Raw genomic sequence first — 13,734 nt, 5'->3', positions numbered from 1 at the left:
GAACTCGACGGTTGAGAGCCGCCGCGAGCGGTTGCTTGGCTACCGTAACGGCGTCGTGGAAAGATCGATAAGTGCTCGGAAGTCGGAACTCGATAACGGGAACCCCTGCGAGCTTTGGTCCGGACGAGGGCGGCTGCAGGTCTGAACTCCGACCGAACAAGCCTGATGAGCGAGAACCCCATGGGCGGCGACACCGCCCTGCCTGCCGATGACGAACTGCGCCTGTATCAGCGCGCCTATCTTTCCCAGCCCGATGCGGCGACGCTGTATCGCCGATGGGAGGCCTGCATGGCACATGCGCGGCTTCTCGAAGCCGATCCCGCGAAGGCCTACCGTGAGTATGGCGGCCTGAATGGCCGCCAGCTTGGGGAAGGGGCCCGTGCCGCCGCCCGACGCTTCGCCCTGATCCTGGCCGAGCCGCCGGCTTTTGACCATGCGATGCTCAGCCTGAAGATCGCGGTCTATGAGGAAATGGCTCGTGATGATAACGAACATCGTCGATCGCGTGCAGCACCGATGATAGAGGCGGCGATGCTGGCGGATGCGACCGACCTGGGCGTCGTCTTGACCAAGGTGCCGTTCGGCAGCGAGCCCGAAAGGGGTTTGCACTGATGGCCGGCTACATCTTCTACGATCTGGAATGCACCGGTCTTTCCCCAGCCTTCGACGTTCCGGTGCAGGCCGCGTTCATCCGCACCGACGAACACCTCGTCGTCGAAAAGGAGCTGGTGCTTCGCGCGCGCGTGCCCGATCACGTCGTGCCGGCGCCCGATGCCTTGATGGTCACAGGTCAGCGTCCGGGCGACCTCACCGACGCCCCTCTGAGCCAGACGCAGATGCTGCGCGAAATCGCCATCTTCATCGCGAAGGCTGCTCCAACCGTCATCATGGGCTACAACGCCCTGGCATATGACGAAGAGATTCTTCGCGCGGCGCTGTTTCAGAACTTGCTGCCGCCCTATCTGACCTCGCTCGACGGCAATCGTCGTGCCGATGTCCTCACCATGGCCCGAGCGATCGCGACCATCAGGCCGGGCGCAATCCGGATCCCCGAGCGGGATGGCCGGCAGGTATTCCGCCTCGGTGAGGTCTGCCGGGCCAATGCCATCGATCTCGATGAGGACGCGGCCCATGACGCACTGAACGATGTTCGTGCCACCATCGCTCTGTTCCGCTTACTGCGCGAGCAGGCTCCGGATCTCGTCGCCTCGTTGATGGAAAATGCCGACAAGCGTTCGGTGCAGCGCAGGCTGGATGCCGGCGGCGTGTTCGGCCTGGTCGCCTTCGGCAAAGTCGTGCCTGTGGCGCCGCTCATGACCTCACCAACCAACCCGTCCAGCCTGGCGCTGGCCGATCTCCGGATAGACCCGGCAAGCTGGCTGGATCAGTCGCAGGCCGAGTTGAGCGCTGCCTTGGCGTCCAGGGGAGAGAAGCTGGTGCGAACCGTCAAGCTCAATGCCCAGCCGATGCTGCTGCCATGGGCAGACGTTCATAACGCCGCGGGCTGCGACGAAGCGGCCTCCGCGCTGCATCGCGACCGGCTGCAGCAGATCAATGCACACGATGGGATCTGGAAGACGCTGCCTCCGGCCCTGGCCGCGCGATATGCGGACCGCGAGCCCAGTCCCTGGCCGGAGGCCCGGCTCTATGAGCGCTTCGTCACCGATGCCGATGCCCGCGCTTGCCAGACCTGGCACCACCTTCCCTGGGAGCAGCGTTTTGCGTTCGCGGCCGAGGCGATCGCGGATGAGCGCCTGCGCGCCTTTGCAAATCGTCTCGCCTTTCTGGAAACCCCACATCTGCTGTCGCCCTCAGCATTACAGCGCGGGCGCGCCTGGCTAGCGCATCGGCTGACCACGACTGATGAGGTGCCGTGGCTGACCTTGCCCGGGGCATTGCGGCGCGTTGCGGAGCTGCGTTCCGGTTTCGCCGAGGACGAAATCGGCCTTCACGCCCATCTCGACGAAATCGAGCGCTGGCTGCGTCAGCGCAGCCAGTACTTCCAGTTGGCAGCGTAAAGCAGAACCATCTGCCCTGACGACGAAGGCGCCCAAACTGGGCGCCTTTTTGATTCCGGGAGCGAGGGGAAGCGCAGCCGGGATGGCTGTAACCCCAATGAAAGTTCGGAAGATGACGAAGATGAATGAGGGCGGCCGCTCGGTTGCCCTGCGTAACAGCAAAGCGATCGATAAGCCGGCGGATACCTCTCTGCGGGATCCGATCGCGGTGGCGATGGAAATGGCCGCCGGCGATGATCCCTCCGTGGCCGAGCTGGTCGCGTTCAGGCGCCAGCCGCTCGATCTCAAGAATGCCGCGCGAAACGCCAAGAATCTGCATTCAGAGGAGTTCCGGGTCTGGCTGGCACGCGAGAGCGGCGATGAGATCGCCGAGGCCGTCTGCGGCGGGCTCGAGATCATGAGCATCAGCCTAATCGCGCTGGTCGCGCTCTGGCCGGCGGATGACCTCGACGCTGCGGAAGCAAAGCTCGCGCTCGACCAGAGGACCGGGGTGCAGCTGCACAAGCGCGAGAAGGACTTCGAGGGCAGCATGGAGACGCAGACCGCCCGGCGGATCCGCTGGCGACGCGGCGCCTTCGCCGTACCGTCGCTGATGTTGCCTCCGGCGCCGGTTGCCCCGAAAAGCGAGGACCGAGGCCTCTCATCCTGGCCGCTCGAGCGCTTCGACCTCGTCGAGCATCTGCCGAAACGCGGGGGCCTTCCGTCGTTTGCCGACCGCCAGGTCGTCGAATGGAGCCGGTTTGCCCGATCCGCTCCCGATCTCGACCCGCTTCTCCAGCGCGCCGCCAAAATGTTCGAGACCTGCGACCGGCTTCTCGAGCTTGCCGGCCGCGGACCCGGCAATGCGAGCGAGCTGCTGACGGCTGCCGAGGGCGCCCGCCTGATGGGATACCTCGCTGCCTGCCAGGTCATGATCTGGCCCGTCCACAACCGGGACGCACTGGCGACCAAAAAGCAGGTGGTCGCGCTCATCAACCGGCGGGGCGAGGCCGGCGATCCGCCCGCCATGCAGTCGGCGGTGCGGCACGTCACGGCCGAGGCGGCCTGGATAAAAACCCTGCCTTACGACGCGCGAGACAGGCTGACGTTCGACTGGAACGAGCTGGTCTGACGGTCGGCCAAATAGCAAGACATCAGGGAGGCGCCCGGGATCGGGCGCCTCTTTCGATTCTCGGGGCCGAGGGAAAGCGCAGCTATGTGGCTGTCACCCCTATGATCTGGGACGACTGAAAATGAAGACCATCTCCTCTGCCTCACTCGCCGATATCGAGCTCGAACTGCCGATCAGAGCGGTCACCGACGACCTGGCGTCCTTCAGCGACCGCCTGTCGCTTTCCACTGGCGCGGAGAAAGGCTACGCCAGCTTCGCCGCCGAGACCCATGAGGTCGGCGAGATCGCCGCGCGCGCCATCGGGCACGCTGTCGAGATCAGCCGCTTCCTGTCGCTCGCTGGCACCTCGGATCGGGCGCAGGTCGCCTTCTACCTCGACATGCTGATCGGACTGTCCGTCCTAAACGCGGCTTCGACGATCGCGGTCGCGCTGGCGCCGCCGCGCTTGGCCGTAGACTTCGCTGCGCGCCGACGCGTCCTCGGCGATATCATCGCTGCGGTCGGTAGAGATGCCGACTTCGTCGAGGCCGCTCGGAAAGCCTTCGCACATGGCGATGTCGGCGACGTCGAAGTCGTCGAGACCATGTTCAATGCGGCCACAGTGCCCGCCCTCGATGACGCGCGAGACGGTCGCCCGGCCGTGCTCGGCCTCGAGCAGGGGCTGAGCCTCATGGCCTTCGCGCGAGAACTGGCCCCGCCTGCGCTCCTGGTCGAGCGCGCGGCACTGCAGTTCGACGATGCCGATCGCTTCGCCAGGTTGATCGAACAGGATGCCGATCTCGATCCCGAGCGTCTCGATCGACTTCAGCGCGCTATCCAAGGTGCAAACCTGCTGGCGGCGGCCGATCTCGCGCGGGCCTGCCTGATCGACGCGGTCACGGCCGGCGACCAAGGCCTCCGAGCTCGGGGCGAGGAACTGGCGCAGCGCCTGATCGAAGAGCGCCTGAAGGACATCGTGATGTTCGCTGGCGCGATGGCTGATCGCCTAAGGGAGCTGCGTCGCATGCAGCAGGACACGGCCGGCCGCTTCAAGCGGCTCTGATCAGGACCGGAGCAGACTCCGAACATGTAGGGAGGGCGCCGCGGACCGCGGTGCCCTCTCGCGATTCCAGGGACCGGCGGGAGGCGTAGCCGATAGGGCTTCGACCCAAACGAGAAAGCAGACATGACCAAGAGCGATTCACGCGGCCCCCTCGCGCCGCACGACAATGCAAATTCCGGCGGCCACGATGGGCCGGCAGAGCCGATCCGCGACCCGCTGATGGCGATCACCGAGAACGTCGGTGACGATCCCTCGGTCGCGGAGTTGGTCGCATTCAGACGTATCGCGCCTGACCTTCAGGCCATGGCCATCGACGCCAAGCGCTGCGGCGATGAGGCCCGCCGGCTGCTGATCGGCAGCAATCACCCCGATCTGCAAAACCGGGCCTGGGTTGCGCTCGCCATCGCGGGTCTCTCCTGCGCCGGGATCGTCACGATCTGGCCATGCGACACCGTTCACGATGCCCATGCCAAGATGGCGCTGGCGGAGGCCGGCGCGCTCCATGGTGACGATGCCGAGCGTGGCGAGGCTGCTATGCTCGACGTTGCGACTGCAACCCGGATCCGGCTTCAGCGCGCCGCCTATGCGGTGGACCCGTTGATCGTGCCCCCGGGGCCTGTGGCCCCCTGCAAAGAGGATCGGGGCCTGGCACACTGGCCGATCCGCAACTTCGATCTCACCGATCTGACCCCACCCTCGGCCGGAGAAATCCTTCTCGCGCCTCGTGAGATCGCCCGCTGGGGTCTCTTCCTGAAGGCTGAACCGTCCTTCGAGGCGCGTCTGGCACGGGTCGAGCAGATGTTCGCGATCGCCGATCGACTGCGGGTTTTGGCGCGGCAGGCGGAAGATGGCGCGCGTGATCTGCGCTGGGCCTGCGAGGGCGCGCTCATCCTGGCCTACCTGGCCGCGGCGCAGATCGCGATTTGGCCAGCGCTGAAACACTCGGCCGAGGCTGCGACGAAGGAACGGCTCGTCACCATCATCAACGAGCGCGCCAGCCGTGGCGATCCCGCACACATGCAGGCGGCGATCCGGCATCTCTACACCGAGGCGGCATGGCCGGCCCATGGCTGGCGACCCACCGCCACCGTCGTGGACGAGCCGAGCTGGATCCCGATCGTGTAGGGCGGCTGCTGACCATCTGACCATAGGTCTTCGAAGGGCGGCGCCGCGAGGTGCCGCCCTTTCGCGTTCAGGCGGCGCGGTTGGAGAAGAGGAGGACGGGCACTGCAGAGAGCAGATCACCCCTATGAAAAGAGCAATTCCGTGAATTTCAGCAATGACGCCGAGATCGCGACGGCCTGGCATTCGGCCGCAACCGACCTCAAGCTCGTCGGTATCGTCGACGAGCTCGAAGCCCTTGAGTTCCTCGGTGACGAGGATCAATCCATTCTGCGGCGATGCGCTTCGGTCTGGCGCGAGCGTCCGTCGCTGTTGCCGATCCGATCGCGGGCACACTTCCATACCGCGCAGGTCGGAAATCTGCTGACAGCCCTGGGCGACGGCACCGTGGAGGTCGACGACATCAAAGCCGACTGCGTCACGGCATGGGCACTCCTGATCAGCGCAGGCAATGTCGCGACGATGCTGATCGCGCCGCGCAGCGCAGCGGATGATCGCGCACGGGCCGACCTGCGCCGCGCCATGCGCCGTCAGGCTCGACGTTCGGGCGAGCCGGATGTCGTCTATCGCGTCAGCCGGATGTGCGGCGGAGACTTTGTCGCACTCAGCGAGGACGGTATGAAGCCGGCCAAGCTGCCGAAGGTCTTGACCGAGCGTTGCCTCAGTGCGGCGGCAGGCAAGCCCGCGGCCTATCCGGCCGGGATGGCCCGGTCGCTGCAGCTCTGGCTCGAGACGCCGATCGATCTCGCCGACCTGTTCGACGGCGCCCGCACGCTGCTGGCGCAGGTCGATATCTGGCGGCGGGTCCAGGGCAAGGTGGCTGACCCTGCAATCTGGACTGACTGCATCCGGGGCGCTGAGCTTCTGGCCTATGGCCGGCTCGCCAGAATCGGCGTGTATCGCGCTCTCGATGCCGACGACCTTGCCATCAAGCAGGCTGCCCTCGACTTGATCGCACCCCGCGGCCATGATCCCGATCACATGCGGGCCACGATCGAATGGGCCGTCGAACTCGGCAGGACGGTCACCGATATCGTCTTATGACGCCAGTCCAAACACACAGCCAGGCCTGAGCCGCTAAAGGCGCGACGTGCCCTGTCGCGCCTTTAGTCGCGATCGATGGTGCTGGGTGCAGCTCGAGCGAGCCCACCCACCGAGATCCCATCATGACCGACGCCCTTCCCGCCTATGAATCCACTCCTCGCATAAAGCGCCGGAGCCGCGCGCGTCCCGTTGATCGAGATGCGGATGTGGTAGGCGACGCCGCCGCCAACCCTCTCCTCGATAACAGTCCTTATCCACCTCGCGAGGTCGCGATCTATGACCGCGCCGCGCTGCTGGACCAGCTCGAGCGCGTTTACGGCCGGCCATACATGTTCGACGACGAGGTCGAACTCGGCTTGCCTCAGCCCAATCTCGCGACCGAGGAGCAGGTGCGTCTGGAAAAGCTCCGCTGGCTTGCCGACGACGAGCGTGGTGCTGCCCGGCCCCTGCTGTTCGGCTCGCAGGCGATGCGCGATCGGCTGGCCGAGACCAGGCTGGCCTGCCCGACCTTCGCGCCTGTCATCGACCTGATTGACCGCGCCGTGGCGCTGTCGATGATGTCGGAGGCGGCTCTCAGCGTGCCGCCGCTGCTGCTGCTCGGACCGCCAGGCGTCGGCAAGACCCACGCCTCGAAAGCAATCGCGAGCGCCCTTGGAACGGCCATCCATGCTTTCGCATGTTCGACGAACAGCGATGCGCAGCAGCTCATCGTCGGGCACCCGACGTCCTGGCGCGGCGCACGCATGTCGGTCGTTAACGAGGCGTTGGTCGGCGGAAACACCGCCCAGCCCGTGATACTCCTTGATGAGATCGACAAGTTCGACAGCCACCGTGACGAACAGCCCTACAACGTGCTGCTCAACGTGTTGGAACCAGAGAATAGCCGCGCCCTGCAGGACGATTATCTGCGTATCCCCTTCGACCTGTCGGGCGCGATCGTCGTCGCGACCGCGAATGATGCCGGTCGCCTGCCATCGTTCATCCAGGACCGGCTGGTCATGTTCGAGATCGCCGCGCCCAGCCGTGATGATCTTCTAGCGATCACGCGCCTGATCGTCAGAGCGGCTCTGGAAGAGGCCCGAGGGCTGATTACCCCGCCCGATGACGAGGTGATCGCCCGGCTGGCGTGCGCCAATCCGAGGCGGATCACGCGCGTCGCACGGCTTGCGTTGGGTTACGCTGCGTCGGCCGGTCGCAGGCATCTCACCGTCGCCGACGTCGAGGCGGCCGATCGATTAGCTACTGGCTCATCGAAGCCCGAGCCGATCGGGTTCCTGAGAGCGCGACAGTAAGCGTTCGCGCTGAGCGCAGAGTGAGAAGCGGCAATGGAGAGTGAGATCGGGAATGCCCCCGGGAAGCTCTTCGAGGACAAGATCATGACGACGAATGAACAAGCCGAGCTCGAGGCGGCTTCGACGAAGCGCGCGGTTGGCAGTAGGCTGCTGCCGCCCGGATCCGCCGGCGCGGTCACCGAATGGTACCCGACGCGCTGGCCGCAGATTGGCGGCAAGAGCGTATTCCGCCTCAAGGAGAACGCCTTCATCAACGAGCTCTTCCGGCGCAACTACAAGCCCGGCAGGCTGGTGTGGATCTACGCGGCCGGCTGCGGCGAGGATTATCGCTTGCCGACGGCGACGGGGCTACTGGGTCTGGCGCGCCGCCTCAGGATCGCGGTTCATAAGGTCTCGGTGACCGCCCAGGTCAACATTCGCGATCGGCTGCGCGAGCTCAACGCGGACCGGTACGGCTCGCTGACCACGAGCGCCGACGGGTTCCTCTGCTCCGACCTCGGCTACGACAACTGGATGCTGCAACACATCCTGCCGCCGACGGCGCCCTTGCGCGGATCGCCAGTCGCCTTGGCGGAGCGCTGTCTGGCGGTGCGCCTGCCGGATGGCTTGTCGGTAAGGGAGTTCGACAAGCAGCTTCACCATCACATGCGCCACGCAGCGCTCAATCCTTGGCTCGATAGCGAAGCCGGCCGCGCGCATTGCAGCCTTATCGACATCGCGCCAGCCGAACTCATGCGCCAGACCGCCTATGGCTTCGGTGAGATGAAGCGGGTTAGCGCGGCGCAGGAGTTCTACTTCTTCCGCCCGAAAGGCGACGATGCCGACCGGCTCCTACGCATCGTCGAGCTGATCGTCCATGACCATGTCATGCGCCCGCACTGGCGCAAGGCCGCGAGCTGGAAATCGCGGGCACAGGGCTTCGGGCAGGCTTTCAAACCTGCCGCGATCTGATCTCCAGCCCCCGCATCTAATTCGCCAGCCTCTTCCGAAACTTGCCCTCTGGTTTCGGAGCGGCGCGTCTCGGAAATTCTCCCGACTGCAACATGCTTTAGGAGATAGTGATGGCCGCCTACAAGTGCATGAAGATTTGCGAGAGCCTCGGACCCTTAGCCAGGGTTCTCCCCAGCACGACGAACTACACGCAGATCGCCGAATTCGAGGGCGATGCGCTGCCCATTGTACCCCATGTCGGGCGCCTCAAGCTCAATGAGGTGCTCCGGACGCGCGGCAGGGATCAGGTCGTGATCATCGGCGCCAGCCACTTCGGCAACAGCGCCTTCTTCGGCAAGGATGAGCTCGTCAGCGCGATCCAAGGGGGCTGCCGGGCTGTCGTCATCCTCGGACAGGTGGGGCAGGTCGATGCCATGAGGAAGGCGCGCATCCCGATCCTGGCCTACGGCAACACGCCTCGGCTCCTGCGCAAGGACGAAGGCATCGCTTATGCTGGCGTCGTCGACTGCGAGGCGGGCCTCATCACCTCGTCGCATTACATCGTTGGCGATGCCGATGGCGTCGTTGCCGCCGAGAAGGAGCAGTTCCAGGCTAGGTTTCCCGTGAAGACGGGCGGCGTCAGCACTCCGTAGGCCAGCGCTTCCGAAATTAACCACGGCTCGCCGACGCCCTATCCCTTTCCGCGATCTTTGTCATCCTTTTCGGAGAAAGGGCGGTGATTCGCGGAAATGGGAAGCGCGTTAAGGGAACGGCCCAGCGGGCGTGTCGATGGCAGTAAGCCCGACTTCTCCGAGGCCTATCTGGTTTCGGCTCGCTATGGCGAATGCCGTCGCGTCAACGGCAAGGTGCTCAGCATCTTTCAGATCGCCTGCGGCATCAACGAGGCGGTCGTCAGTTGCAAGCTCGAAGAGGGCATCACGTTCGCGGACCTCAAGTTGGCCGACGTGATCGACATGGTCCCCGAGGGCCGCCGGTTCATTCCCGCCGATCGGTGGGAGCCCTCGCTGTCCGATCAGGAGGCGTATCTAACCGTACAGCCGATATTGCTGATCAAGCTTGAGACCTTCACGATTGTGCTGGACGGATTGAAGCGGCTCGAATTACTTCAAGAAAAGGGATCCGAGCTCGTCCGCTGCGTTCTGCTCAGCGAGAAGAAAGCGTTTTATTTCGGGCGCAGAGGCATCGAAGTCTTCGATGCCAATGGGCTGTTGGTTGAACTGGATATCAAACAGCGGACGCTAAAGGGCAGCCTCCCACCTTCCATAGATGCCTTCGATCCGTATGCAGGATCTGACTACTTCGAGGACTATGACGAGTATATTCGACCCGCTTTATCAGGCCATAGGCGGTCTGCCGTGCCAAGGGTCGGTGAGATAGGTAAGGTTGGCCGCAAAGGGAAGATTATCGACCGAGATAAGCTTCTTATCGAGGAAACCCATCTTGCTGCGCTCGCACCGCATCTTGCAAGCGTCAGAAACCGCCGTCTCCAAATGATCATGGAGATCGCAGCGAAGGATGCGCGTAAGGTTGCACTCGACCCTAATGGGAAAATTCATCTGGTATTGGATCGGGATATCAGGGTCGATCGAAATATTTTCAAGCACGGAAACGCTACAAAGTCATCACATGAGATCATCCTGATCCGCTTCTTGATGACGCTTTTCAAAGCCATCGAGATTCTGCACCGTGAATTGATAGCAGCCGGCCTGATCGAAATAGAGAAAAGCTCATCGCACAAAGGCATTTACAATCCGCGCGTTGGTCACACGATTGTCAATCGCGACCACCGGTACAGACACGCAATGGGCAGCTTTGTCGACTTGCAAGAAACTATAAAGGATTGGTCGGAGATCGCTGAATTGACTTCTGGCGTTTACGCTCACGGTCTGAACGAAGGCCTATTTCACCTCGGACTGCAGCACTGTCATGGTTCCGGTGACCACGGTGCCGAGATCCGGATCGATCACGCTTACAGGCTTCTTCAGGCCACGCTAAAGACCCTTCAGCGAGCTCATATTCAGACTGGGCATCTGCGTGACGTCCGACAGCAGAACAACGGCAAAGCGGCGAAGAGCGATCTGCGTGCGACGCTCGACCGAGCCGTCAACAGCGAGCCTTCGGAAGCGAATCCGAAACCTTGGGCTGTTGACCGGATCTTTCGGGCATTGCTGGCACTGCATGCTCGAGTTAATCCTGCTAAACTCTGGCTTGACGACATTCACCTGACCCTGATGTACCAGTGGTTCATCGCGCTGGGTGATCTGAACCGCTGTGGCAGCATGATCGTGACCTGCCACATGGCGCAGGAATTCTTCCTGGTTCACGGCTTCCGCTCGTCAGGCGACAACCAGGACTTCAACCGGGATTGGTGCTATTTCGATGAGGCGCTGAGCCTGGCTGTTGTACAGCACCCTGCGCGGGGCAATGCCGTGTGTGAATTGGTCAACCTGTGCGCCACGGCCATGGTCAATGGGCGAGCAACCCGAGTTATGCTCAATGCCGATGGCGGGAAATGTTTAAAGCCTGAGACGTTATCAGAAGAGACCAGCGTTCTCGCCGAGGCAGCGATCTGGCTGACCTAGCCGTATCTCCCTTTTTCCGAAACTTCCCCCCTGTTTATCTGGCTCGCAACTGGATTTGGTCGATCTCCCAATTGGAGGTGGCCATGGCCAAGAGGCCAAGACAGCATCCGGAGATTTTTCGCTCCGACCAACCGGTCGGTGTCGAGGCTGAAGTGGTCACGGTTGCCTCCGACCGACTGCACACGTCTTCGGGTGCCGCCAACGAGGCCATCCGTCGCTTGGCCCGACTGATGGGCAGGCAGATCGCGCGCGAGCTGAAGCGAACCTCTAGCTGATGTTGGGAGCAAGTACTCGGAGCGGGAAGACGATCAGAACGTTTGACGGAAAGGAGGAGACAATGCTCGTACGCTTGGATGAGGGAAGGCTCCACGACATGAAGTGGAGGGCGCGGGAGGCTTTCAGGCCTGCTGGCCATGGTCACACGATCGAAGCGCTGGCCCGGGGACTGGGTGCGGACAGCTACCATGCACTGCTCGCTTACACGGAAAACTACGGCGGGATCCTGTGGGATGGCGACGGTTCGAAGGCGATTGCCTTCCTCGCCGAGCGCGGGATCACGATTGAACATGGCGCGCTCGCCGAGGTCGTGGCCGTTGATGTCGTCGAGCACGAGCACATCTGACGCAGTCCAGCGACAGTATCGCTAGACGTGGTCCCGATCCGCTCACTGGTCACGTCGGAGGTGTGCCTTCGACGTGACCGTTACGGCAGCAGGGGCAACCTGGATCGCGGCAGAAGGGAAGCAAGGCTTGAAGGAGTTGCAGACGATCTTGATACTAAGTGAATCCTACCCCATGAGCCTGTGATGAAAGCCCTCTTTCAAAAGGCGCCCCGATGACCCGCGTCGCGCTTTACGCCCGTTACTCCTCCGATAACCAGCGCGCTGCCTCGATCGAGGACCAGTTTCGGATTTGCCGGGAGCGCGCGGAGCGCGAGGGCTGGGAGGTTGTTGGAATGTACAAGGATGCGGCGATTTCAGGGGCGAGCATGATCCTACGGTCCGGCGTCCAGGCCTTGCTGCAGGCGGCCCTGGACGGAGGTTTTGACCTCGTCCTGGCGGAGGGCCTCGACCGGGTGAGCCGGGACCAGGCCGACACCGCGACGCTCTTCAAGAAGCTTCAGTTTGCCGGCGTGCAGATCTTCACCCTGTCTGAGGGCGCGATCAGCGAACTCCATGTTGGCCTGACGGCCACGATGAACGCACTGGCTCTGAAGCAGATCGCCGAGAAGACCCATCGCGGCATGAGTGGCCGTGTCGAGGCTGGCAAGTCCGGCGGCGGGCTCTGCTATGGCTACAAGGTCGTGAAGCAATTTGATGCACATGGCGAGCCGATCCGGGGCGACCGCATCATAGACGCTCGCGAAGCCGAGGTCGTGCGCCGCATATTCGCGATGTTTGCCGCGGGCGTCGCGCCGCGCAGCATCGCGCGGACCTTGAACAGCGAGGGCATTCTCGGCCCCGGCGGCAAGCCCTGGGGCGACACCACCATTCGCGGCCATGTGAAGCGCGGCACGGGAATCGTCAACAACGAGCTCTATATCGGCCGCCTCATCTGGAACAGGCTGCGCTACATCAAGGACCCTTCATCCGGCAAACGCGTCTCCCGGCTCAACCCACAGGACTCCTGGATCGTCAAGGACGTACCAGAATGGAGGATTGTCGATGACGTGCTTTGGGACGCCGCTCGCGCCCGCCAGGACGATATCGCGGCCAAATTCGCGAAGGTGACGGAAGGGGTCCGCGAGCATCACCGGCGCAACCGCCTGAACGTCGCGCGCCGCCCACGCACCCTGCTCTCTGGCCTGATCTTCTGCGGCTGCTGCGGCGGCCCTTACTCGCTTCGCGGTCCGCGGCGCTATGCCTGCTCGAACCACATGAGCAAGGCGACCTGCGACAACAGCCGCAGTATCCGTCAGGACGCCCTGGAAAGCCGCGTGCTGGCTGGCCTGAAGGACCGGTTGATGGCGCCAGAGATGGTCGAGGAGGCGATGCGCGCCTATGCGCGGGAGACCAATCGATTGAACCGCGAGCGGCGCTCCAATGGTGACGCCTGGCGCACCGAACTGCCAAAGGTCGAGAAGCAGATCGCGGGCATCGTCGAGGCCATCGCCGACGGCATGTACCATCCCTCGATGAAGCAGAAGCTCACAGGGCTCGAAGCCCGCAAAACAGAACTGACCGCCCTGCTCGCGGACGCTCCCGTCGACAAGCCGGACCTGCTGCCGAGCGCCGCAAACATTTATGCGCAAAAGATCGCAGCCCTCGCTGAGGCCCTGAACCAGCCCGATGAGCGAGCCGAGGCCACCGAGGCCCTGCGCCTGTTGATCGAGAAGATCGTGCTGACGCCGGGCCCGGCGCGCGGCGAGATCCATGCGACGCTGCACGGAGAGATGGCGACCATCCTGGAATGGACGGAGCGCCAAGCCACTGGAAAGACGCCAAAAAACAAAACTCCCGCAGCCGAGGCTACGGGAGTGTCTGGATCGGTGGTTGCGGGGGCCAGATTTGAACTGACGACCTTCAGGTTATGAGCCTGACGAGCTACCGGGCTGCTCCACCCCGCGTCAACTT

General features: G+C 63.4%; 12 protein-coding genes and 1 tRNA gene. 12 read left to right on the top strand and 1 reads right to left on the bottom strand.

Annotation, left to right across the window (positions count from 1 at the left end):
- The first annotated feature begins 165 nt into the window (after positions 1-165).
- The 12 genes from AC6RIC_RS01935 (at position 166) to AC6RIC_RS01880 (ending at position 13,694) form a co-directional block, all read left to right on the top strand.
- A complete protein-coding gene (locus AC6RIC_RS01935) occupies positions 166-612 on the top strand; it encodes a hypothetical protein (RefSeq protein WP_499734882.1) in 447 nt (148 codons plus the stop codon).
- Positions 612-2,018 carry an exonuclease domain-containing protein gene (locus AC6RIC_RS01930; RefSeq protein ID WP_499734881.1) on the top strand — a complete coding sequence of 469 codons (1,407 nt, stop codon included), beginning with the start codon at positions 612-614 and terminating at the stop codon, positions 2,016-2,018. The genes AC6RIC_RS01935 and AC6RIC_RS01930 overlap by 1 nt, the downstream gene beginning before the upstream one ends.
- Positions 1,906-3,129 (top strand): hypothetical protein, encoded by a 1,224-nt coding sequence (locus AC6RIC_RS01925; RefSeq protein WP_499734880.1) that lies wholly within the window; start codon positions 1,906-1,908, stop codon positions 3,127-3,129. Before AC6RIC_RS01930 ends, AC6RIC_RS01925 begins: the two co-directional genes overlap by 113 nt.
- Before the next feature lie 121 nt (positions 3,130-3,250).
- Positions 3,251-4,171: a hypothetical protein gene (locus AC6RIC_RS01920; RefSeq protein ID WP_499734879.1), complete on the top strand. Its 921-nt coding sequence runs from the start codon at positions 3,251-3,253 to the stop codon at positions 4,169-4,171.
- A gap of 123 nt (positions 4,172-4,294) precedes the next feature.
- The gene (locus tag AC6RIC_RS01915; RefSeq protein ID WP_499734878.1) at positions 4,295-5,296 is read left to right on the top strand and encodes a hypothetical protein; all 1,002 of its coding nucleotides are present in this window, start codon (positions 4,295-4,297) and stop codon (positions 5,294-5,296) included.
- Positions 5,297-5,437: 141 nt separating this feature from the next.
- A complete protein-coding gene (locus AC6RIC_RS01910; RefSeq protein WP_499734877.1) occupies positions 5,438-6,337 on the top strand; it encodes a hypothetical protein in 900 nt (299 codons plus the stop codon).
- 122 nt (positions 6,338-6,459) lie between these two features.
- On the top strand, positions 6,460-7,629 hold the full coding sequence (locus AC6RIC_RS01905; protein ID WP_499734876.1) for an AAA family ATPase: 1,170 nt from the start codon (positions 6,460-6,462) through the stop codon (positions 7,627-7,629).
- Between the two features lie 84 nt (positions 7,630-7,713).
- Positions 7,714-8,580 (top strand): hypothetical protein, encoded by an 867-nt coding sequence (locus tag AC6RIC_RS01900; protein ID WP_499734875.1) that lies wholly within the window; start codon positions 7,714-7,716, stop codon positions 8,578-8,580.
- Positions 8,581-8,690: 110 nt separating this feature from the next.
- Positions 8,691-9,212: an RraA family protein gene (locus AC6RIC_RS01895; RefSeq protein ID WP_499734874.1), complete on the top strand. Its 522-nt coding sequence runs from the start codon at positions 8,691-8,693 to the stop codon at positions 9,210-9,212.
- 96 nt (positions 9,213-9,308) lie between these two features.
- Entirely contained in the window at positions 9,309-11,162 is a 1,854-nt protein-coding gene (locus tag AC6RIC_RS01890; RefSeq protein WP_499734873.1) for a hypothetical protein, read from the top strand.
- Positions 11,163-11,499: 337 nt separating this feature from the next.
- Complete coding sequence (locus AC6RIC_RS01885) at positions 11,500-11,784, top strand: hypothetical protein (protein WP_499734872.1); 285 nt, start codon at positions 11,500-11,502, stop codon at positions 11,782-11,784.
- Between the two features lie 212 nt (positions 11,785-11,996).
- A complete protein-coding gene (locus AC6RIC_RS01880) occupies positions 11,997-13,694 on the top strand; it encodes a recombinase family protein (RefSeq protein ID WP_499736539.1) in 1,698 nt (565 codons plus the stop codon).
- Here AC6RIC_RS01880 and AC6RIC_RS01875 read toward each other — a convergent pair.
- Positions 13,651-13,727 (bottom strand) — tRNA-Met (locus AC6RIC_RS01875). The two genes, AC6RIC_RS01880 and AC6RIC_RS01875, sit on opposite strands and share 44 nt — an antisense overlap.
- Between the last annotated feature and the right edge of the window lie 7 nt (positions 13,728-13,734).

It is taken from the genome of Allobosea sp. TBD101, assembly GCF_059817965.1.
This window is presented reverse-complemented; position numbering and strand designations above follow the sequence as displayed.